Here is a 21,502-nt window from a genome sequence, read left to right on the forward strand (position 1 = left end):
GTTCTCAAACGGGTTCACTATTCGTTGGAAGTGATGCTGACGTGCGTGCGCTGGTATGTGGCCTACCCTTGAGTCTGCGTCACATTGAAGAGATCATGCAAGAGCGCGGGGTGTTTGTTGACCACGCCACGGTTCATCGAATCATCATCGCTGGCATCGAAACAATGCACATGATCCGCAAAGGGCAGTTGGACTGCCCAGGTGGCCAAACCATGTCCGCAGTCGATCAGCTCTACACCCTGGTGATCTGATCGCTGACCAACACCGCACGCCGGCCAAGCATAGACACAAGCGCATGCCGCGCTTCCATCTTTAAACGAAATATGCCTCTCACCCTCATCCACAGGGCGCAGTTAGCTATTAATTCCGGAGCAATTCTTTCAAGCCTTGGGTCCATAGGCGGGCGGACGCCGCTCGCGCAGGCTGGCCACACCCTCGCGCACATCCGGCCCGGCAAAGCCCATGAACTCCAGCGCCAGCGACGCATCAAACGCAGGTCCGGCCTGGCGCAGCCAGTTGTTCAGCGCGTATTTGGTCCAGCTGATGGCGGTCTGCGAGCCAGCGGCCAGACGGTCGGCCACCGCATAGGCTTTGGGCAGCAACTGCGCCTCATCCACCGCCAGCGACACCAGGCCGATACGCTCGGCTTCTTCGCCGCTGATGGGCTCGCACAGCATCAGGTAGTACTTGGCCTTGGCCATGCCGCAAAGCAGCGGCCAGACAATCGCGGCATGGTCGCCCGCCGCCACGCCGAGGCGGGTGTGGCCATCCACAATCTTCGCGCTTTTCGCGGCAATCGAGATGTCGGCCAGCAAACCCGCCACCAGCCCGGCGCCCACGGCTGGACCATGCAGGGCACTAACAATCGGTTTGTCGCAGTTGATCACGTTGTAAACCAGGTCGCGCGCTTCCTTCCAGACACGGGTGCGGGTGGCAAAGTCGTCGGCCATGTCTTGCACCAGCGCCAGGTCGCCGCCACCCGAAAAACCCTGGCCTTCACCGCGCAACACAGCGCAGCGCACCGAGTCGTCGGCCCCCACATCGCGCCATATCTGTGCCAGTTCGCGGTGGCCATCGTGACCGGCCGTCGGCAGCTTGCCGTTGAGGGCTTTCATCTGGATGTCCAGCACCGCTCCGTCAGCGCCCCGGCGCGTGATGTGAAGGGTCTGGTAAGCGCTGTAGTCAGTTTGCTGGGCAGTCATGGTGTCTCCGTCAGGTGGCAAAAAAGCAATCACCGGATTGTGCCCCGCACAGGCCAAGGGCCGCCCGCTTGACCTTCATCAACCGGGACCTTGGCGCCATGACCCATGATGAAGACGACTACCAGAAGGATGACCCATGGACAAACCACAGACCGCACCCTACCAACAGCAGTTGCTGACAATGCGCACTAAGCTGCTTGCGCAGATTTCTGCGCAGCGCGGCGGAACCGTCAGCCGGGCAGATGCCGCCGCCGAGCATTTCGGGCACCCGGAAGACTCGCGCGCCCAGGTGGCGACCGAGCGCGACATCGAGTTCGCCCTGGGAGAGCGTGAAACCGCCGAACTCGCTGCCATTGACGCGGCCTTGGCCCGTATCGAAAGCGGTCGCTACGGTCAATGCATAAGCTGCGGCGTCGCCATTCCCGCAGCCAGGCTGGACGCCAGCCCTGAAGCAGAACGCTGCATCCCCTGCCAGGTTAAGGCCGAGCACCTGCGCGCAAGCTGATTGACGGTTTTATTCTTCTTCTTTTCACAAAGGATTCCATGAGCACTTTTCATGCTGTTGTCTGGATAGACCATACCGAGGCGCATGTGCTGATGTTTGACCGCGAGCACATGGAAACCCAGCGCGTCAAGTCGCGCAGCCACCACAAGCACCAGGGCAAGGCCGAGGACAGCAATGCCTTTTTTGCCGACGTTGCCAAAGCCCTGACGGGTGCCAGGGAAGTGCTTCTTACCGGGCCGGGCCTGGTGCGCAACCAGTTTCGCGACTGGTGCAGCCGCCACCAGACAGCCGTGGCCGACAGCGTGGTGGATTCGGTGACCAGCGACCACCCGAGCGACGGCCAACTGGTCGCGCTGGCCCGCCAGTACTTCAAGAAATTCGACAACATGGCGGCAGATCCTTCGCTGACCTGAGCCCCTGATTTTTTCAACGGCGCACGGCCCGCGCGCGATGGCAGGCTGCTATCCTTGACCGGATGCGCAGCCTGTTTCATTTCGCCTTCAACGTCACCGACCTCGACGAGGCCCGCCGTTTTTACGGCGGTGTGCTGGGTTGCACTGAGGGCCGCTCTACCCCCACCTGGGTGGATTTTGATTTCATGGGTCATCAGCTGTCGCTGCACCTGGGCCAGCCTTTCAAGACGGAACGTACCGGCCATGTCGGCGACACGCTGGTGCCGATGCCGCACTTCGGGCTGGTCCTGGGCCTGCCCGACTGGCAGGCCATGGCCCAACGCCTGCAGGCCGCCGGCACGGAATTCCTGTTCGCACCGCAGCTGCGTTTTGAAGGCCAGCCGGGCGAGCAGTGGACCATGTTTTTCTGTGACCCTTTCGGCAACCCGCTGGAGATCAAGGGCTTCCAGGACCTGGAAGCGATCTATGCGTCATGAGGCTGGGCCGGTGAGCACGCTACCGCGCAGCGAAGGGCCGCCCCGAGCAAGCGGCCCACAAGGGGCTGGAGCCCGCGGCTCCAAAGCTGCCTGCGCAGCTTTGGACAGGCGACAGAGGCGAAGCGTCCCGCAAGCCGCGGCCTGCAAGGCCTCGGGAGCTACACGCAGTGAGCGACCGTGGGGGCCAGTTGCGTCATGACCTACACCTTTATTTCTGCCACGATCTTGCTGCTGCTGATCATCGATCCGCTGGGCAACATCCCGATTTTCGCCAACGCCCTGCGCAAGGTCGCGCCCGAGCGGCGCGCGTTTGTGATCCTGCGCGAGGTGCTGATCGCCTTCCTGCTGCTGCTGGCCTTCATGTTTGTTGGCGACAGCTTTTTGCGCGTGATGAACCTCAGCGAGCTGTCGCTGCAGATCGCCGGCGCGGTGATCCTGTTCCTGATCGCGCTGCGCATGATTTTTCCGGGGGACCATCCGGTGGCAGAGCCGCTGCAGGGCGAACCGCTGATCGTGCCGCTGGCCATTCCCGCGCTGGCCGGGCCGTCGGCGCTGGCCACGGTGCTTCTGCTGGTCTCGCAGGCGCCGACACGGCGCATGGAGTGGGTGGCGGCGCTGTGCGTGACCATGGCCGTCTGCGCCGTGGTGCTGGTGCTGGCCGAGCGCATCCAACGGGTGCTGGGGGACAGGCTGGTGATGGCCTTTGAACGCCTGATGGGCCTGATCCTGGTGGCAATTTCGGTCGAGATGCTGCTGCGCGGCATCCAGCTGTTCATCACTCAGACCCGCGCTGCAGGCTGAGCGCCAGGCTCTCTTTATTTGAGCGATGCCGCCGCAACGATCTTCTGGTCGATCGCGCCGAACACCAGCTCGCCATCCTTGCCCTTCATCTCGATGCGGATGGTGTCGCCGAACTTCATGAATTCGGTCGAAGGTTTGCCCTCCTGAATGGTTTCAATCGCGCGTTTTTCCGCGATGCAGCTGTAACCCCTGGGCCAGTCGGTCTTGCCCTTGACCTCCACACCCTTGTTGCTGACGGTGCCAGAGCCAATGATGGATCCGGCACGCACGTTGCGGGTTTTACAAATGTGGGCAATCAGCTGTCCAAAGTGGAAGGTCATCTCCGGCCCGGCATCACACATGCCGACCTTGCGGCCGTTCCAGGTGCTTTGCATGGTCAGGTTGAGGCGCCCCTGGTCCCAGGCGTCGCCGAGTTCGTCCAGCGTCACCGCCACCGGGCTGAAGGCCGTGGCCGGCTTGCTCTGGAAAAAGCCGAAACCCTTGGCCAGCTCATTCGGGATCAGGTTGCGCAGGCTCACGTCGTTGGCCAGCATCACCAGGCGTATGCCTTCGAGCGCTTGCTCGGGCGTGCTCTGCATGGGCACATCGCCAGTGATGACCGCGACCTCGGCCTCGAAGTCGATGCCGTACTCTTCGCTCGGGCAGACCACGTCGTCGCAGGGGCCAATGAAGTCGTCGCTGCCGCCCTGGTACATCAGCGGGTCTATGTAAAAACTGTCGGGTACATCGGAGTCGCGCGCCTTGCGCACCAGCTCCACATGGTTGATGTAGGCCGAGCCGTCAGCCCACTGGTAGGCACGCGGCAGCGGCGCCATGCACTGCGCGGGGTCAAAGGGAAAAGCGTGGCGCGCCTTGCCGTTGTTCAGCGTGTCGTACAGGTCCTGCAGTTGCGGCGACAAAAAGCCCCAGTCGTCGAGCACCTGCTGCAGTTTGCTGGCGATGCCCGTCGCATAATGGGCCGTCGCCAGGTCGCGCGAGACGACCACCAACTGGCCGTCACGGGAGCCGTCTTTGTAGCTTGCGAGCTTCATCTGTTTCCTTTGGAGTTATTTGGCGCTCGGCGACGAATCGCGGCGAGGGATTGAAGTTACGATAAGTGAAATCAATTTACCTAAATGTAATTTTCAATTTTAGTCGAATTCCATGAAAGAGCGCAAAACCGCCCCCGCCACACCATCGCCCAGCCTGCCCGCGCAGCGCGCCGGCATCCAGTCGGTGGAAGTCGGCTTCAGCCTGTTGCAGGTGCTGGGCGCCTCGCCCGGCCCGCTGATGTTGCGCGACCTCGCCTCTGCTGCCGGCATGAGCGCGGCCAAGGCACACCGCTACCTGGTCAGCTTCCAGCGCCTCGAACTGGTGACGCAGGACCCCGGCACCACACGTTACGACCTCGGCCCCGCTGCACTGAAGTTGGGCCTGGCCTCGCTGTCACGGCTGGACAGCGTCAAACTCGCGCGCCAGCGCATGGCGCCCCTGATGGAGCAGATCGGCCAGACCCTGGCACTCGCCGTCTGGGGCAACCAGGGGCCAACCATCGTGCACTGGGAAGAGTCGCCGCAGGCCGTCACCGTCAATTTGCGCCTGGGTGACGTGATGCCCTTGCTGTCCTCGGCCACCGGCCTGTGTTTTTCTGCCTTCATGGCGCAGCCGGCTGGCAGCCGCAAGCGCTCTGCGGCAAGCAACAGCCACCAGTCACACGACCGCCTGCCTCCCTTGCTAAGAGACGAGCTGACTCGCCTGCAAAAGCTGGCGCGCAAGGATGTGCCCAAAACCATGGCTGAGGTCACGGCTGTGCTCGACGAAGTCCGGCGCCGCGGTCTGGCGCGTGTGGTGGACACCTTGCTGCCCGGTGTCGCCGGCTTTTGCGCCCCGGTGTTCGACGCCGATGGTCACCTGGTGCTGGGCGTGGTGTCCATGGGATCAGTGGCCACCTTCGACACGGACTGGGACGGTGCGGTGGCCCAACCCTTGTCGGCCGCAGCGCGGCAGCTCAGCAGCGACCTGGGCTACGCACAGGCATGAACGCCCTGACGGCACAGCCAAGCGCAGCGCCGCCGCTGCGTCCCCTGCTGGTGCTGACGTCTGCGGTCGTGCTCGCCCATGTGCTGCTGCTGCAAGCCGCGCCGGCCCACTGGGGCATGGAAGCCGAGCCACCCCTCAAGCTGCGCCCCTTGATCACGCGCAGCATAGACATCAAGCCGCCGCAACCGACAGCCACCCTGGCGGCCCCGCCGCCACCGGTTCGACGGGCCGCCGCCGCTGTGCCGCGTTTACAACAAAATACGGCTCCAGCCCTTTCTGCGCAAGCACCAGCAGCTATTGAATCAATAGCGCCCCCGGTGCCCGAACCGGTCGTGGCCAACACGCCACCGCCCTCACTGGTGCCTGAGCCCCGCCCGCCGACCGCCGAGGCGGCGCCCGCAGCACCCGTGGCGGCAGCCGCCGCGCTGACCATTCCCGGGTCCATGCGCCTCAAATACAGCATGACTGGCCGCTCCAGAAACATGGACTACCACGCCGCCGCCCAGCTTGACTGGCTGCAGGACGGCGAGGCTTACCAGGCCAGCATGGTGGTCAGCGCCTTTGGCCTGGGCGAGCGGTCCATGGCCAGCAGAGGCCACATCACCGGCGATGGGCTGGCGCCTACCCGTTTTCTCGACAAGTCGCGCAGCGAACGCGCGGCTCACTTCCAGCCCGACAAAGGCAAGATCACCTTCAGCGCCAACACACCCGACGTGCCGTGGCAGCCAGGCGCGCAGGACCGCGCCAGTGTTTTTGTGCAGCTCGCCAGCTTGCTGGCCGGGGACCCGGCCAAGTACCCGGTCGGCAGCAGCGTGTCGCTTTACACCGTCGGCCCCACGGGCGCTGACACCTGGACTTTTGTGGTCGAAGCCGAGGAAAAGCTCAACCTGCCGGCCGGCGAGTTCGGCACCGTCAAACTCACGCGCAAGCCGCAACGCGACTACGACCAGGCCGTCGAGGCCTGGCTCGCGCCCTCGTTGGCCTGGTTGCCCGCGCGTATACGCATCACCCAACACAACGGCGATTTTGTGGACCAGCAGTTGCGGGTGGCCGAAAAACCCCTGTGAGCGCGAATCCGACAGGTATTTCGGCGCTTTTCACATATTTCGCGGATTTACCCTGTAAGCCTTGAACTTGGCCCGTTCGTTGCTATCTGATGAACAAGGACCCAAGCCCTATGCACATGCTCTACGACTCTGAATCATTTGTGGTGGTGCAAATCCACGCCAACGCGCCGGAAGAGTCCGCGCCTGCGCCTGCCGTGCCCGAACTCGCGCGCCATGGCTTTGAAATTGTCGACAAACGCTCGGGCAAAGAGGTCTACCTCGATGGTTCCTGGGCCGAGATGTTCCAGCAGCGCCTGAATGTCTGGCAGAAAAAAACGCCAACGCAGGAAGAAATCGAAGACACACTTGAAGGTTACGCCGAACTGGCGCACACCCCGGTCGCCCTGCATTGAACCCGGCGCCGGGCTTTCCCCGCTGGTGGCAGCTCGCGTTTCAACCTGAGTTGTTCAGCCATTTGAAAGCCCGCCATGCCTGAAAGCAAATCAGATCGGCAGCAGCAGCGTTCACAGCTTCGCGAGAACCTCCAGGACCGGTGGGCCAATGAAGCCAAGGCCGATGTGCCTCCGCTGGCAAACGCCGAGCTGGTGCAGCTTCAGGTTCGCGTGATCGCGCTGGAAAATTTGCTGATTGCCCTGCTCGCGCAAGCTTCCGACCGTCAGCTCACACTGGCCCGTGAAATGGCCACCTACATCTCGCCGCGACCTGGCTACACCCCGCATTCCCTGACGCTTCATGCAGCCGACCAGATGCTTCATCTGGTGGAGCGTGGTGAGTTTTTTGGCCTCAGCGCCCGAGCGGGTCAAGCCGGCGCAGACAGCGCCGGGGACAAATAAGGGTTCACCCTTTCAGCCCCAGGCGCCGGGCCAGCTTGTGCAAATTGCTCGCATTGACGCCCAGTTGCCGCGCCGCCTGCGCCCAGTTGCCTTGATGCGCAGCCAGCGCCTGAATGATCGACTGGCGTTCGCAGGCGTTTACCGCATCACGCAGTGTGGCACTTGACGGCACGGCCGCAGCGGGTCTGGTTGGCGGCTCGGAAGCTGTTGCAACGCCGTCCGCAGCCAGCAACTCCGGGCCATCCAGATCAAGCAGGTCGGTTTGCAGCGTCACGATGTCGGTGCGGCTGGCGCCGCGACTCAGAGCTTTGAGCGCGGCGCGGCTGATGGCGTGTTCAAGCTCCCGAACATTGCCAGGCCAGCGGTAGCGGCAGAGGGCGGTTTCGGCCTCGCTGGACAGCCGCAAACTGCGCAGACCCAGACGGGCGCGGTTCAGCTCCAGAAATCGGCCTGCCAGCAGCAGCACATCATTGCCGCGCTCGCGCAAGGGGGGAATCGCAATCGGGTACACCGACAGGCGGTGGTACAGGTCGGCACGGAAAGCGCCGGTACTCACCAGCTCGCGCAGGCTGCGGTTGGTCGCTGCAATCACGCGCACATCCACGCGGCGCGACCGATCTGCGCCCAGCCGCTGGATTTCACCGTTTTGCAGCGTGCGCAGCAGCTTGGCCTGTACCGCGAGCGGCAGCTCGCCGATTTCGTCCAGAAACAGCGTGCCGCCCTCGGCGGCTTCAAAGCGGCCGGGCCGGTCGTTCACGGCCCCCGAAAAAGCGCCCTTGATGTGACCGAACAACTCGCTTTCGGCAAGGGCTTCAGGCAAAGCCGCGCAGTTGACATGCACCAGCGGCTTGGCGCGCCGGCTTGAGAGCCGATGCAGCCGGTGCGCAAACAATTCCTTGCCGACACCGGTTTCGCCCAGCAGCAAGACCGGCAGGCCCGAATCGGCGACCACATCCAGCTCATGGAGCAGTTGGCCGATGGCCGGGCTCTGCCCAATGATCTCAACATCGTCTCGGGCCGCAGTGCTGGTCACCACCTCGACCTGACGGGTCAGGCGCAAGGCACGCATCTGCGCCTCCAGCCGGGTCACGCGAATGGCGGCCTCGACCAGCACGGTGAGTTGCTGCAACTGAAGGCGCGCCTCGGCATCGAAGGTGCCGACCCGCAGCGCGTCAAGCGTCAGCACACCCCAGGGCTGGCCTTCGAACTGCAGGCTGCAGCCCATGCAGTCATGCACGGCCAGGGGCTGGCCGACCTGCTCGTCGATCAGGCCATCGTAAGGGTCCGGCAAGACGCTGTCCTGGTGAAAGTGGGTCACGCCGCGCCTGGTCGAAATCGCCGCCAGGCGCGGATGCTGGCTCAGGGCAAAGCGCCGACCCAGCGCATCGCTGACCAGCCCGCTGACGGCCACTGGCCGCAAGTGATTTTCTTCTAGCTGCAGCAAGGCCACGGCACCGCACTGAAAGTGCGAGCGCAAGGTGGCGACCAGTCGCTGCAGCCGCACGGCTGGCGCTAAGTCAGCGACCAAATCGGGCATGAGCATGTTTTCAATCATGGTGAATATTACCTTTAAAAGGTAAAAATTACCTCCTTAAAAACAGGTTATTTATACCGTATTAACGAAAGGCAATTGATTTCGTTGAAGTTATTGATGGCATGAAATTCGCGTCAGTAAGCGCAAACATCAACTAACCTGAAAGAAACACCATGAACATGCTTGACCAAGCCCTGGGCACGCTGGCGCGCGACATTGCCGGTGCGACCCGAATATTCAATGAGTACGCACTAGACTTTTGCTGCGGCGGCAAACATACGCTGCGCGCCGCAGCCAGCGCAGCGGGTGTGGACGCCACAGTGGTGGTCACGCGACTGCAAGCACTGACCAGCATGGCCGCATCCGAAGAACGCGACTGGCGCATCGCCACGCCCGGCGAACTGATCGACCACATCCTGGCGCGCTTTCATGAGGTTCACCGCCAGCAACTGCCTGAACTCACCCGGCTGGCGCGCAAGGTCGAGCAGGTTCACGCCAGCCATGCAAGCTGCCCGGCCGGCCTGGCCGACCAGTTGAGCGCGATGCAACAGGCCCTTGAAAGCCACATGCAAAAAGAAGAACAGGTACTGTTTCCGATGCTCCGATCCGCACACCACGCGTCGCCAGCCTCACCGATCAGCGTGCTGCGCCTGGAGCATGACGAGCACGGCGAAGCGCTGCAGCGTGTGGCCGACCTGACGGGCAAGTTGACATTGCCTGCCGGCGCCTGCAACACCTGGCGCGCGCTCTACCTGGGCTTGGGGACGTTTCGGGAAGACCTGATGCAGCACATCCACCTGGAAAACAACATCCTGTTTGAAAACGCCCGGCCTGCCGAAGCCCCCGCTCCGGCTCGCGCACCCGTGGACACCGCTGCGCTCGTCTGAGCGCTTCCCGCTCCAACACCCCAAGAAAGATCGTCATGGGTTCCTATAAAAAACTGTGGTTCATATTGATCGGCGTTGTGGCCGTCACCTTTTCGTTGCTGGGGTACTACGGCACCGAGGTATACCGGCAGGCGCCGCCGATTCCAGAGCGAGTCGTCACCGCTGACGGCAAGCCGCTCTTCACCGGAGAGGGCATTCTTGACGGCCAGACCGCCTGGCAATCGGTCGGCGGCATGCAACTGGGGTCGATCTGGGGCCACGGCGCTTACCAGGCACCCGACTGGACCGCCGACTGGTTGCACCGGGAGCTGACCGCCTGGCTGACGCTGGGCGCAAAAGAGCAGCATGGCAAAGCGTATGCCGATCTGGACGGACCCGCTCAAGCGGCCCTGCGTGAAGCCCTCAAAGCCGAGTACCGCAGCAACCGCACCGACGCCGGCACGGGGGTTCTGACCGTTTCCAACCGCCGCGCACAAGCCATGGCCAGTACCGCAGCCTACTACAACAGCCTGTTTTCCGATGCGCCTGAATTGCGCAGCAGCCGCCAAAGCTTTGCCATGAAAGAAAACACACTGCCCAGCGCCGAACGCCGGGTGCAACTGACACAGTTTTTCTTCTGGACGGCGTGGGCCGCCGCCACCGAAAGGCCCGGTCAAAAAGTCACCTACACCAACAACTGGCCGCATGAGCCCCTGATCGACAACCGCCCCAGCACCGAAAACATTATCTGGTCGATTGCCAGCATCGTCGTGTTGCTGGCGGGCATCGGTTTTCTGGTCTGGGCCTGGGCCTTCCTGAGCAAACATGACGACCCACTGCCCGCGCCAGCAGCCCACGACCCGCTCACGACGTTCACGCTGACGCCCTCGCAGCGCGCGCTCGGCAAATACCTGTTTCTGGTGGTGGCGCTGTTTATCTTTCAGGTGTTCGTCGGCGGCTTTACCGCGCACTACACGGTGGAGGGACAAACCTTTTACGGCGTCGACGTATCCCAGTGGTTTCCGTACACGCTGGTACGCACCTGGCACATCCAGAGCGCGCTGTTCTGGATTGCCACCGGTTTCCTGGCGGCGGGCCTGTTTTTGGCCCCGCTCATCAATGGCGGCAAGGACCCGAAGTATCAAAAGCTCGGCGTGGACATTCTGTTCTGGGCGCTGGTGGTGGTCGTCGTTGGCTCATTTGCCGGCAACTACCTGGCGATTGCGCAGATCCTGCCGCCCAATCTGAATTTCTGGCTGGGGCACCAAGGTTACGAATACGTGGACCTCGGGCGCCTGTGGCAAATCGGCAAGTTCACCGGCATTGCCTTCTGGCTGGTGCTGATGCTGCGAGGCATCGTGCCGGCGCTGCGCAACCCCGGCGGCGACAAGAACCTGCTGGCCCTGCTGACAGCCTCGGTGATTGCCATTGGCCTGTTTTACGGCGCCGGCTTTTTCTATGGCGAGCGCACGCACCTGACGGTCATGGAGTACTGGCGCTGGTGGGTGGTACACCTCTGGGTGGAAGGCTTCTTTGAAGTCTTCGCCACCACCGCATTGGCTTTCATTTTTTCCACGCTGGGGCTTGTTTCGCGCCGCATGGCGACCACGGCCAGCCTCGCATCGGCATCACTCTTCATGCTGGGTGGCATCCCCGGCACCTTCCATCACATGTACTTTGCCGGCACCACCACACCGGTGATGGCGGTGGGCGCCAGCTTCAGCGCACTGGAAGTGGTGCCGCTGATCGTGCTGGGCTACGAGGCCTGGGAAAACTGGCGCCTGCGCGAGCGCGCCGTCTGGATGGACCGCCTGAAGTGGCCGCTGATGTTTTTTGTAGCGGTGGCCTTCTGGAACATGCTGGGCGCGGGTGTCTTCGGATTCATGATCAACCCACCGATGGCGCTGTATTACATCCAGGGACTGAACACCACGCCGGTGCACGCCCACGCCGCACTGTTCGGGGTGTACGGCATGCTGGCCCTGGGCTTCACGCTGCTGGTGTTGCGCTACATCCGGCCGCACCACGAGTTCAGCCAGAAGCTCATGAAAACGGCGTTCTGGGGCCTCAATGCCGGCCTCGTGTTGATGATCTTCACCAGTCTGCTGCCGATCGGCATCATCCAGTTTTATGCCAGCGTCAGCGAAGGTCTGTGGTACGCGCGCAGCGAAGCCTTCATGCAGCAACCGCTGCTGCAAAACCTGCGCTGGGTACGCACCTTCGGCGACGTGGTGTTCATCATTGGCGCGCTGGCCGTCGCTCTCCAGGTGGTGCTGGGCTTGCTGGGCAAAAAACCAGCCCTCGCCTTGCCCGGCAAAGGGCTTCAGAAAGCTGCCGTTTGACCCAAAAGCACCATTGCCCACAGTGACGACTGCTCATCGAGCAGACGATCAGTGTGTGGGCTGCGTCGCCTCCGGGTACAGCCAGCGGTACAGCGGTGCCACCAGCACCAGCACCGCCACCAGCCGGCACACCTGAAACGCCGTCACCACCGGCACCCCGAGCTGCAGCACCTTGGCGGTGATCGCCATCTCGGCGATGCCGCCCGGCGAGGTGCCCAGAATCAGCGTCGCCAGCGGCAAGCCGGTCGCAAAGGTCAGCAACCAGGCAAACCCACTGCACAGCCCTATCATGCCCAGCGTGCCCAAAGCCACTGACACCAGCCAGCGCGGCGCGGCATGCAAAAACGCCCTCGAAAACCGCACACCCAGGCTCACCGCAATCAACAACTGCGCGCCGTTGGTCAGCCACTGCGGAATCCCCGACAGAAACACACCGGTCATGGTCAGCCCCATGGACACCAGCAGCGGGCCCATGAACCAGGGGTTGGTGCGCCCCAGCCGCTGCATCGCCCAAGCGCCCAGGGCGGTGGCCAGCGCCAGCGCCGCAAAACCCGGCCACTGCACCGCGCGCAGCACCGGCGGGTTCAGGTCCAGGCCATGCAGGCCGCTGAACTGCATGGCAAAGGGCACGGTCACCGTGACCAGCAGCAGGCGCAGCCCGTGTGACGCCGCCACCAGATCGGTGCGCGCATGGGCGCGTTCAGCCAGCAGCGTCATCTCCGACGCCCCGCCTATCGCACCGGCGAAATAACTGGTGGCACGCATCGACGGCGCCGCCACATCGGCCATGCGCTGCGCATTAACGCGGTGCAGCCAGGCGCCAAATGCAAGACCCAGGCCCAGTGCCCAGACAATCGCCAGCGCAATGGCCCACCACAGGCTGGCCACCAGCGCCGTGACCTGCGGCGTGAAATAAAGCCCCAGCGCGACGGCGATCACCCACTGGCCGAGGTTGCCCAGCGGCGGCCAGTTGCGAGTAGGCGCACCGGCCACCGACGCGCAGGCGGTGGCCAGCAGCGGACCGATCATCCACGGCAAGGGCGTGCGCAGGTAAACACAGAGCCCGGCGGCGGCCAGCGCCAGCAGCAGCGTCCCAATAATGCGGTAAGGCTTGACGGGCATCAACAAGGTAAACAGGGAAATGGAAGGGGAAAGCTGGACAGTCAGCCACTTGGCTTTACGATGGCTCCAGAACAAGTCCTAGTATGAACCGCCTGAACCCTTCCCACCCCGCCGCGCGCCGGTCTTTGGCCGTGCTGATGTTGCTGCTGGTCGCCGCTTGCGCCCGCGTGCCCGAACCCCGGCTGTTTCCGGAAGCGCCCAACGACATCACCGTGCGCACCGATGCGCTGCTGCCGGCCGACGTGGTGTTGCTGGGCGAACAGCACGATGCGGCCGAACACCAGCACATCCACCAGCATGTGGTGGCGCGCCTGGCCGTTGACGGCAAGCTCGGCGCGCTCGCACTGGAGATGGCCGACGCCGGCCGCAGCACCGCCGCGCTGAAATCCAACAGCACGCAGCTCGAGGTGCAGGAAGCGCTGGGCTGGAACAGCAAAAGCTGGCCTTGGGCCGCCTACGGCCCGGCGGTGATGGTGGCCGTCAAGGCCGGTGTGCCGGTGCTGGGCGCCAACCTGCCAGCGGCGCAAATGCGTGAGGCCATGACCGACACCCGGCTCGATGCCCAGTTGTCAGGCCCGGCGCTCAAGGCCCAGCAGCAACTGATACGCAGCAGCCACTGCGGACTGCTGCCGGAGAGCCAGATTTCGCCGATGACGCGTATCCAGGTGGCGCGCGACATCAGCATGGCCCGCACCATCGAACAAGCCGCGCTGCCCGGCAAGACCGTGGTACTGCTGGCCGGCAGCGGACATGTCAACCGCGAGCTGGGCGTGCCGCAACACCTGCCGGCCGACATGAAAGTCAAGGCCGTGCTGCTGCGCGCCGGCCCGTCGCCGGCGGCAACCGATGCGCGCCCGGACGCCGGCAAGCCGCCAGCCTTTGACGTGGTGTGGACCACGCCGGTCGTGCCGGAAAAAGACTATTGCGCGGGCCTGAAGGACAGGATCAAGCCGTCCTGAACTAGGAGCCTGGGCGGCAGAAGGATCAGGCGTTCTTTTTGATCGCGTCGGCCACCACATTGACGATGCGTTCAATGTGCTCTTTTTCGACGATGTAGGGCGGGCAGATCACAATATTCTCACCCGCCGGTCGCACCAGCACCCCGTTGCGGAAGCAGTCCATGAAGATGTCGTAGACGCGTTTGCCGGGCGAGCCGGCAATCGATGACAACTCCACTGCGGCGGCCAACCCGAGGCTGCGGATGCCGATCACGTTGGGCAGGCCCTTGAAAGTACTGTGCGCGGCATCGCCGAGCACCACACCCATCTGCCCGGCGCGTTCAAACAGCTTTTCTTCCTTGAACAGCGACAGCGTGGCCATGGCCGCCGCGCAGGCCACCGGGTGGCCCGAGTAGGTGTAGCCGTGGAAAAACTCGATGGCATGGGCCGGACTGCCGGCGCTGGCGTCCATCATGGTGTTGTAGATGCGGTCGGTACAGATCACGCCGCCCAGCGGGATCACGCCATTGGTCACGCACTTGGCGAAGTTCAGCATGTCGGGCACCACGCCGTAGTAGTCGGCGCCAAAGTTGGTGCCCAGGCGGCCGAAGCCGGTGATGACCTCGTCAAAAATCAGCAGGATGCCGTGTTTGTCGCAGATCTCGCGCAGGCGTTTGAGGTAACCCTTGGGCGGCAAATACCAGCCGGCGCTGCCGGCGACCGGCTCAACGATGACGGCGGCGATGTTGCTCGGGTCATGCAGGGGCAGGATGCGCTGCTCCAGCTCCAGCAGCAGGTCCTCTTCCCAGACCGGCTCGGCGCCGTGGATGTAGGCGTGTTTCACCGGGTCGTGGATGAAACGCAGGTGATCGACACGCGGCAGCAGGGCCGCGCCGTAGACCTTGCGGTTGGCCGGGATGCCGCCCACACTCATGCCGCCGAAACCGACGCCGTGGTAACCCTTTTCGCGGCCGATGAAGACATTGCGGTGGCCTTCGCCGCGGGCCCGGTGGTAGGCCAGCGCGACCTTCAGCGAGGTGTCGGCCGCCTCGGAGCCGGAGTTGCAGAACAGCACCTGGTTCAAATCGCCGGGCGCCATGGCGGCAATCATCTCGGCGGCCTGAAAGGCCTGGTCGTTGCTTGCCTGGAAGGCGGTGGCGTAGTCCAGCGTGTCGAGCTGTTTCTTGATCGCCTCGTTGATCGGTTTTCGGTTGTGACCAGCACCCACACACCACAAGCTGGAGATGCCGTCGAGCACCTGCTTGCCGTCGTGGGTGGTGAAAAACATGCCGTCAGCCGCTACAAACACACGCGGTTCCTTCTTGAAGCTGCGGTTCGGTGTGAACGGCAGCCACTGGTGGTCCATATTGAAATCGGGGAAGGCCATCAAAATTCTCCTGCGGGAAAAGGCAAACGTGCCGGGGTGTCATCTGCATTCTGGCACCGCAGGCAGGTCGGCGCCGCTCCTGCGACAATTCTTTCATGAGCCCTACTTATATCCTCAACCTGTCCTGTCCGGATCGTCCGGGCATTGTCCATGCGGTGTCCGGCTTTTTGTTCGAGCGCGGCGGCAACATTCTCGAAGCGGCACAGTTCAGCGACGACAAGCGGGACGATCCGGCCGCCGATGCCACCGGCCTGTTTTTCATGCGCGTCAGTTTCGGTTGCAGCCAGTTACCTTTCGAGGCGCTCAAGGAGCAGCTCGCGCCGCTGGGCACGCAGTTCGGCATGCGCTGGAGCCTGCACCAGGCCACGCAACCGATGCGCACGGTGCTGCTGGTCAGCAAGGAAGGTCACTGCCTGAACGATTTGCTGTTCCGCTGGAAGTCGGGCCTGCTGCCGCTGGACATCTGCGCCATCGTCTCCAACCACCGCGACTTCTACCAGCTCGCGGCCAGCTACAACGTGCCTTTCCACCACATCCCGGTGACGGCCGCGACCAAGGCCGAGGCCGAAAAACGCCAGTTCGACATCATCGAAGCCGAAGGCGCCGAGCTGGTGGTGCTGGCACGCTATATGCAGATCCTCAGCGACGACCTGTGCCGCAAGCTGGCGGGCCGGGCCATCAACATCCATCACTCGTTTCTGCCGAGCTTCAAGGGCGCCAAGCCTTACTACCAGGCGCATGCGCGCGGCGTCAAGCTGATAGGCGCCACGGCGCACTATGTGACGGCCGACCTCGACGAAGGCCCGATCATCGAACAGGACGTGGCCAGAGCTGACCACAGCAAAACCGTGGAGGCCCTGACCGCCATGGGCCGCGACACCGAGAGCCAGGTGCTGGCGCGCGCGGTGCTTTGGCACAGCGAACACCGCGTTTTGCTGAACGGCCACAAGACGGTGATATTTAAATAGGACATGGCTGCTGCCGCCCGCATCCCGCCCGTCCAATGCCTGCTGACCTTTGAAACGCTGGCGCGGCTGCGCAGCGTGACGCAGGCGGCTGAAGAACTCAACGTCACACCCAGCGCCGTCAGCCACCGCGTCAAGCAGCTGGAGCAAATCATCGGCACCAAGCTGTTCGGCCGGGCCGACTTTTCGCTGACCACCGAGGGCAGCGAGTACCTGGCCCATGTGCGCGAAGGGCTGGCCATCCTGCAGAAATTTCCGGGTGCGGCCGGGCAAAGCGGCACGCCGGGCAAACGCAAACTGCGCCTCGCCGTCACGCCGACCTTTGCGCGCTCCATCCTGATCCCGCGCCTGCGCCAGTTCACCGAAGCCTACCCGGAGATTGACCTGACGCTGCAGGTGTCGATCCCGCTGCTGGACGTGGTGGCCGAAGACGCCGACCTGGTGGTGCGCTTCGGCACCGGCCGGTATGCCGATGTCGAACATGTCTGCCTGATGAAGGACGAGGTCACGCCGCTGGCCTCGCCCGCCTACGTGCGGGAACACGGCCCGTTTGAAGCGCCGGAAGACCTCGACGGCGAGGCCCTGCTGCGCTCGCCGCTGGAACCCTGGCGCACCTGGTTTGCCGCGCATGCGCTGGACTGGCCGGAGCCAGTAGACGGTTCGCAGTTCAACGACATCGGCCTGATGTGCGACGCAGCGGCCGCCGGCATGGGTGTGGCGCTGGTACGGCTCAAGCTGGGCGCGCCCTGGCTCGAAAATGGGTCCTTGGTGCGGCTATACCAACGCAACGTGCCCAGCCCGCACGCCCACTACCTGTGCTGGCGCACCGGCATGATGGACCGCTGGGAATGCGCGGCCTTTGCCGACTGGCTGAAAAAATCGGTCCATCACTGATTTTTTCCCACTACACGACAGTGAGTGGGACTGCCCTCACCCTCTCCCTCTGGGAGAGGGCTGGGGTGAGGGCTCCACGCAGCCGAATAGATGTGACTTGATCGAACGCACCGCCACCCTCACCCTAACCCTAACCCTCTCCCGCCAGCGGGAGAGGGGAGCCAACCACGGCAGAGCTCAGTAGTTACCTAGTTTCAAGCGTTTTCGGCCTCCAGCCCTTACAGTACCTGCGCAAGCAGCTATAAAAACAATAGCAAGTTGTTTTTCACAGAAGGGCGCCATTTTCTTCAAACCGCAGTCGGGCGCTTTGCATTAAAGTGCTTTTCATGAATGCACTTGTTGACCTCCACGAGAAAAGCCAGCTCGAACGCTCTGCGCGCCAGGCCCAGGTCGTCGGCGCGCTGCAGGCGGTGCTGCCCGCCCATGCGCTGCTCTGGAACAGCGAAGACACCACGCCCTACGAGTGCGACGGCCTGACCGCCTACCGGCAGCGCCCGCTGGTGGTCGCCCTGCCCGAAACCTATGGCCAGGTGCAAGCCGTGCTGAAGACCTGCCACGCGCTGGCCGTCCCCGTGGTGGCGCGCGGCGCCGGCACCGGCCTGTCCGGCGGTGCCATGCCGCACAAGCTGGGCGTGACCCTGTCGCTGGCCAAGTTCAACAAGATTCTGAAGATGGATGCAAGCAGCCGCACCGCCGTGGTCCAGGGCGGTGTGCGCAACCTGGCCATCAGCGAAGCCGCTGCACCGCTGGGCCTGTATTACGCACCCGACCCGTCGAGCCAGATCGCCTGCACCATAGGCGGCAACGTCGCCGAAAACTCGGGCGGCGTGCATTGCCTCAAATATGGCCTGACCCTGCACAACGTGCTCAAGGTGCGCGGCTTCACGGTCGAAGGCGAAGAAGTCGAGTTTGGCAGCGACGCCCTCGACGGCGCCGGTTTCGACCTGCTGTCGGTGCTGATCGGCAGCGAAGGCATGCTGGCAGTGACCACCGAAGTCACCGTCAAGCTGATGCCCAAGCCAGTGCTGGCGCGCTGCATCATGGCCAGCTTTGACGACCTGCGCAAGGCCGGCGATGCGGTGGCGGCGGTAATTGCCGCCGGCATCATCCCGGCCGGGCTGGAGATGATGGACAAACCCATGACGGCCGCAGTCGAGGACTTTGTGCACGCTGGCTACGACCTCAGCGCCGAAGCGATTTTGCTGTGCGAAAGCGACGGCACGCTGGAAGAAGTCGAAGAAGAAATCGGCCGCATGAGCGCGGTGTTGCGCAGTTGCGGCGCCACCGCGATAACGGTCAGCCAGGACGAGGCAGAACGCCTGCGCTTCTGGAGCGGCCGCAAGAACGCCTTCCCGGCCTCCGGCCGCATCAGCCCCGACTACATGTGCATGGACTCGACCATTCCGCGCAAGCGCCTGGCCGACATTCTGCTGGCGATCCAGCAGATGGAGATCAAATACGGCCTGCGCTGCGCCAATGTGTTCCATGCCGGCGACGGCAACCTGCACCCGCTGATTTTGTTTGACGCCAACGATGCCGACCAGTTGCGCCGCTGCGAACTGTTTGGCGCCGACATTCTTGAAACCAGCGTCGCCATGGGCGGCACAGTCACTGGCGAACACGGTGTCGGCGTGGAAAAACTCAACTCCATGTGTGTGCAGTTCTCGGCCGCAGAAAACGAGCAGATGTTTGGCGTCAAACGGGCCTTTGACCCGCTGGGCCTGCTCAACCCCGGCAAGGTGATCCCGACGCTCCAGCGCTGCGCCGAGTACGGCAAGATGCTGGTGCGGGGCGGCAATATTCCACATCCTGAGCTCCCGAGGTTCTAGTGATGCAAGGCTTGCGCGGCCTGGCCTGGCTGCTGCTCCTGCAGTCCATCGGCGAGCTGCTGTCGCGCGCGCTGTCCTTGCCCTTTCCCGGCCCTGTGGTCGGCATGGTGTTGCTGCTGCTGGCGCTGAACTGGCCGCTGGTGCGCGAGCCGGTCGCCGCCTGCGCCGACTTTCTGCTGGCGCACCTCTCACTGCTGTTTGTGCCGGTCGGGGTCGGGGTCATGACACATCTCTCGCTGCTCGGCGAATACGGCGGCCGATTGTTGCTGGTCATTGGCGTATCTACAGCGGTCGGCCTGGTGGTGACGGCGTTGGTGCTCAACTTCTTGTGGCGCAAGGGCGATGCCGAAGTTCGTTGAGCTCTGGGTCTATCTTTCCGCCACGCCGCTGTTCGGCCTGACGGCGACGCTGGTGGTTTATGTGCTGGCCCAGGCGGCCTATGCGCGGCTGCGGCAGGCCGCCTGGGCGAATCCGGTGTTCTGGACGGTGCTGACCATCGCTGCGGTGCTGCTGGCCACCGGCGTGCCCTACCCGACCTATTTCGCGGGTGCGCAGTTCATCCACTTCCTGCTCGGGCCTGCGGTGGTGGCCCTGGCCTGGCCGCTGTGGCAGCGTCGCACCGAATTGCGCCAGCGCTGGGTCCGGTTGCTGCTGGCGGCAGGGGCCGGCGGCGCGGCCACCATCAGCTCGGCGGTGGTCCTGGGATGGGCGGTCGGCCTGCCGGCCGAAGTGTTGCTGTCGCTGGCGCCCAAGTCGGTCACCGCGCCGGTGGCCATGGGCATTGCCGAAAAAATCGGCGGCATCCCGGCGTTGGCTGCCGTGTTTGCAGTCATGACCGGCCTGGTCGGCGCGCTGACCGGCAAGTATTTGTTCGACCTCTGCCGCATTCCGGTCGACGCCGCCGGCTGGGCGGCACGCGGCTTTGCACTGGGCACGGTGTCGCATGGCATAGGCGCCGCACGAGCCATGCAGGTCAACGCCGGCGCGGGCGCCTATGCGGGTCTGGCGTTGGGTCTGCAGGTGGTGCTGGCTTCGCTGCTGCTGCCGCTGCTGTTTCGCCTGTTTTAGCGCGTCACGCTATACATTTTGTAGCTATTTATGCCCGCCCGCCATGGGCTGGAGGCCATTTTTATCATGAAAACCGGGCATCTGGCGACTCACCAGGGATCGACAAAGCGCGTCCCGACGTCCGGCCGCACACGCGCCGACAGCAGGCCGCGCGCCAGCCAATGGCGCGTGTCCGCAGGATCAATCACCGCGTCGATCTCCAGCGTGGTGGCCATGTTGATGGCGCTGCCCCGCTCATACTGGCGCGCCACCAGGTTTTGGTACAACTCATCGCGCTCGGGCCCTTCAGGCAGCGCCTCAAGCTCCTTGCGGTAGCCGAGCCTGACCGCGCCCTCGAGCCCCATCGCGCCGAACTCACTGGTCGGCCAGGCCACGGTGAACATGGGCGAATGAAACCCGCCGGCCGTCATGGCCATGGCGCCCAGGCCGTAGCCCTTGCGCAGCACCACGCTGAAAAACGGCACCCGCAAGGCTGCAGCAAGCACAAACATGCGACTGACATGCCGCACCTGCGCCTGCGCCTCCATGTCGGGGCCAACCATGAAGCCCGGCGTGTCAACAAAACTCACGAGCGGCAGGCCGTGCGAGTTGCACAACTGCATAAACCGCGCGGCCTTGTCGGCGGCATCGGCATCGATGGCGCCGACAAGGTGCTGCGGGTTGCTGGCGATGATGCCGACGGTCCGCCCCTCAATACGCGCCAGCGCGGTGTGAATACCCGCACCGAAACCGCTGCGCAGGGGCAGCAGGCTGCCACTGTCTACCACGCCGTTCACCACCGCCAGCGTGTCATAGACCCGAAGGCGGTTCTCGGGCACCGCATCACGCAGGCTGGCCGCGTCGGGCGCCAGCCATTCCTTCACCACGCCCTGAAAAAAAGACAGGTAGTGGCGCGCGGCGGCGACGGCCTGCGCCTCATCATCGACCAGCACGTCGATCACACCGTTGCCATGCTGCACGCTGCTGGGGCCAATCTGCTCCGGCGTGAACACACCGAGGCCGCCACCTTCAACCATGGCCGGCCCGCCCATGCCGATGTTGCTGCCTTGGGTGGCAATGATCACGTCGCTGCAGCCTAGGAGTCTGGCCGGCAGAAGGCGTCGAAGCGAAAAGTGGCCCCGGCGAGGACAGTTTTTGCCGGGTTTGCAGCGCCATAGCCGTAGCTATGGGGCAAAAAGCCGGTGAAAAATGGACCGTCGCGGCCGCTTTGCAGCCGACGTCCCTTCTGCCGCCCAGGCTCC

21 protein-coding genes and 2 pseudogenes are annotated in these 21,502 nt (G+C 63.8%); 17 read left to right on the plus strand and 6 right to left on the minus strand.

Features of this window, described 5'->3' with window-relative positions:
- Positions 1 to 140 (plus strand): annotated as a pseudogene (locus tag Q8O29_RS04290) (IS6 family transposase); the annotation flags it as partial.
- Positions 141 to 380: 240 nt separating this feature from the next.
- On the opposite strand, the gene Q8O29_RS04295 reads toward Q8O29_RS04290, so the two are convergent.
- Positions 381 to 1,202 (minus strand): enoyl-CoA hydratase/isomerase family protein, encoded by an 822-nt coding sequence (locus Q8O29_RS04295; RefSeq protein WP_305560825.1) that lies wholly within the window; start codon positions 1,200 to 1,202, stop codon positions 381 to 383.
- A gap of 136 nt (positions 1,203 to 1,338) precedes the next feature.
- Between Q8O29_RS04295 and Q8O29_RS04300 the strand changes: the two genes are divergently transcribed.
- From Q8O29_RS04300 to Q8O29_RS04315, 4 genes are all read left to right on the plus strand, one after another.
- Entirely contained in the window at positions 1,339 to 1,707 is a 369-nt protein-coding gene (locus tag Q8O29_RS04300) for a TraR/DksA family transcriptional regulator (protein WP_305560826.1), read from the plus strand.
- A 38-nt stretch (positions 1,708 to 1,745) separates the two neighbouring features.
- The gene (locus Q8O29_RS04305) at positions 1,746 to 2,120 is read left to right on the plus strand and encodes a hypothetical protein (RefSeq protein WP_305560827.1); all 375 of its coding nucleotides are present in this window, start codon (positions 1,746 to 1,748) and stop codon (positions 2,118 to 2,120) included.
- A gap of 62 nt (positions 2,121 to 2,182) precedes the next feature.
- Positions 2,183 to 2,596, plus strand: coding sequence for a VOC family protein (locus Q8O29_RS04310; protein WP_305560828.1), 414 nt, complete (start codon positions 2,183 to 2,185; stop codon positions 2,594 to 2,596).
- A 195-nt stretch (positions 2,597 to 2,791) separates the two neighbouring features.
- On the plus strand, positions 2,792 to 3,397 hold the full coding sequence (locus tag Q8O29_RS04315; RefSeq protein ID WP_305560829.1) for a MarC family protein: 606 nt from the start codon (positions 2,792 to 2,794) through the stop codon (positions 3,395 to 3,397).
- Between the two features lie 14 nt (positions 3,398 to 3,411).
- Here the strand turns inward: Q8O29_RS04315 and Q8O29_RS04320 are convergent, their stop codons facing one another.
- Positions 3,412 to 4,428 (minus strand): fumarylacetoacetate hydrolase family protein, encoded by a 1,017-nt coding sequence (locus Q8O29_RS04320; protein WP_305560830.1) that lies wholly within the window; start codon positions 4,426 to 4,428, stop codon positions 3,412 to 3,414.
- Between the two features lie 154 nt (positions 4,429 to 4,582).
- Between Q8O29_RS04320 and Q8O29_RS04325 the strand changes: the two genes are divergently transcribed.
- The 4 genes from Q8O29_RS04325 (at position 4,583) to Q8O29_RS04340 (ending at position 7,316) form a co-directional block, all read left to right on the plus strand.
- Complete coding sequence (locus tag Q8O29_RS04325) at positions 4,583 to 5,416, plus strand: IclR family transcriptional regulator (RefSeq protein WP_305560845.1); 834 nt, start codon at positions 4,583 to 4,585, stop codon at positions 5,414 to 5,416.
- Entirely contained in the window at positions 5,413 to 6,483 is a 1,071-nt protein-coding gene (locus Q8O29_RS04330) for a DUF3108 domain-containing protein (RefSeq protein WP_305560831.1), read from the plus strand. The genes Q8O29_RS04325 and Q8O29_RS04330 overlap by 4 nt, the downstream gene beginning before the upstream one ends.
- Before the next feature lie 110 nt (positions 6,484 to 6,593).
- Positions 6,594 to 6,875: a DUF3567 domain-containing protein gene (locus Q8O29_RS04335; RefSeq protein ID WP_305560832.1), complete on the plus strand. Its 282-nt coding sequence runs from the start codon at positions 6,594 to 6,596 to the stop codon at positions 6,873 to 6,875.
- Between the two features lie 75 nt (positions 6,876 to 6,950).
- The gene (locus Q8O29_RS04340; protein WP_305560833.1) at positions 6,951 to 7,316 is read left to right on the plus strand and encodes a hypothetical protein; all 366 of its coding nucleotides are present in this window, start codon (positions 6,951 to 6,953) and stop codon (positions 7,314 to 7,316) included.
- Positions 7,317 to 7,320: 4 nt separating this feature from the next.
- Here Q8O29_RS04340 and norR read toward each other — a convergent pair whose 3' ends face one another.
- A complete protein-coding gene (norR, locus tag Q8O29_RS04345; RefSeq protein WP_305560834.1) occupies positions 7,321 to 8,871 on the minus strand; it encodes a nitric oxide reductase transcriptional regulator NorR in 1,551 nt (516 codons plus the stop codon).
- A gap of 152 nt (positions 8,872 to 9,023) precedes the next feature.
- On the opposite strand from norR, the gene ytfE reads away from it, so the two are divergent.
- Both ytfE and Q8O29_RS04355 read left to right on the plus strand, forming a co-directional pair.
- Positions 9,024 to 9,737 carry an iron-sulfur cluster repair protein YtfE gene (gene ytfE / locus Q8O29_RS04350; RefSeq protein WP_305560835.1) on the plus strand — a complete coding sequence of 238 codons (714 nt, stop codon included), beginning with the start codon at positions 9,024 to 9,026 and terminating at the stop codon, positions 9,735 to 9,737.
- A gap of 35 nt (positions 9,738 to 9,772) precedes the next feature.
- Complete coding sequence (locus Q8O29_RS04355; RefSeq protein ID WP_305560836.1) at positions 9,773 to 12,058, plus strand: nitric-oxide reductase large subunit; 2,286 nt, start codon at positions 9,773 to 9,775, stop codon at positions 12,056 to 12,058.
- 48 nt (positions 12,059 to 12,106) lie between these two features.
- Here the strand turns inward: Q8O29_RS04355 and Q8O29_RS04360 are convergent, their stop codons facing one another.
- Complete coding sequence (locus Q8O29_RS04360) at positions 12,107 to 13,180, minus strand: AbrB family transcriptional regulator (RefSeq protein WP_305560837.1); 1,074 nt, start codon at positions 13,178 to 13,180, stop codon at positions 12,107 to 12,109.
- A gap of 83 nt (positions 13,181 to 13,263) precedes the next feature.
- Here Q8O29_RS04360 and Q8O29_RS04365 point away from each other — a divergent pair, with 83 nt between their 5' ends.
- The gene (locus Q8O29_RS04365; protein ID WP_305560838.1) at positions 13,264 to 14,139 is read left to right on the plus strand and encodes a ChaN family lipoprotein; all 876 of its coding nucleotides are present in this window, start codon (positions 13,264 to 13,266) and stop codon (positions 14,137 to 14,139) included.
- Between the two features lie 25 nt (positions 14,140 to 14,164).
- Here Q8O29_RS04365 and Q8O29_RS04370 read toward each other — a convergent pair whose 3' ends face one another.
- A complete protein-coding gene (locus Q8O29_RS04370; protein WP_305560839.1) occupies positions 14,165 to 15,505 on the minus strand; it encodes an aminotransferase class III-fold pyridoxal phosphate-dependent enzyme in 1,341 nt (446 codons plus the stop codon).
- 95 nt (positions 15,506 to 15,600) lie between these two features.
- Between Q8O29_RS04370 and purU the strand changes: the two genes are divergently transcribed.
- The 5 genes from purU (at position 15,601) to Q8O29_RS04395 (ending at position 20,261) form a co-directional block, all read left to right on the plus strand.
- The gene (purU, locus tag Q8O29_RS04375; protein ID WP_305560840.1) at positions 15,601 to 16,473 is read left to right on the plus strand and encodes a formyltetrahydrofolate deformylase; all 873 of its coding nucleotides are present in this window, start codon (positions 15,601 to 15,603) and stop codon (positions 16,471 to 16,473) included.
- Between the two features lie 3 nt (positions 16,474 to 16,476).
- On the plus strand, positions 16,477 to 17,364 hold the full coding sequence (locus tag Q8O29_RS04380; RefSeq protein ID WP_305560841.1) for a LysR substrate-binding domain-containing protein: 888 nt from the start codon (positions 16,477 to 16,479) through the stop codon (positions 17,362 to 17,364).
- Between the two features lie 326 nt (positions 17,365 to 17,690).
- On the plus strand, positions 17,691 to 19,193 hold the full coding sequence (locus Q8O29_RS04385) for an FAD-linked oxidase C-terminal domain-containing protein (protein ID WP_305560842.1): 1,503 nt from the start codon (positions 17,691 to 17,693) through the stop codon (positions 19,191 to 19,193).
- Positions 19,194 to 19,195: 2 nt separating this feature from the next.
- Positions 19,196 to 19,552, plus strand: a complete 357-nt coding sequence (locus Q8O29_RS04390) for a CidA/LrgA family protein (protein WP_305560843.1) — start codon at positions 19,196 to 19,198, stop codon at positions 19,550 to 19,552.
- Positions 19,536 to 20,261: an LrgB family protein gene (locus Q8O29_RS04395; RefSeq protein ID WP_305560844.1), complete on the plus strand. Its 726-nt coding sequence runs from the start codon at positions 19,536 to 19,538 to the stop codon at positions 20,259 to 20,261. The genes Q8O29_RS04390 and Q8O29_RS04395 overlap by 17 nt, the downstream gene beginning before the upstream one ends.
- Positions 20,262 to 20,350: 89 nt before the next feature.
- On the opposite strand, the pseudogene Q8O29_RS04400 reads toward Q8O29_RS04395, so the two are convergent.
- A pseudogene (locus Q8O29_RS04400) lies at positions 20,351 to 21,349 on the minus strand (carboxyl transferase domain-containing protein); the annotation flags it as partial.
- Positions 21,350 to 21,502 lie beyond the last annotated feature (153 nt).

Source organism: Polaromonas sp., from assembly GCF_030689685.1.
GTDB lineage: Bacteria > Pseudomonadota > Gammaproteobacteria > Burkholderiales > Burkholderiaceae_C > Polaromonas.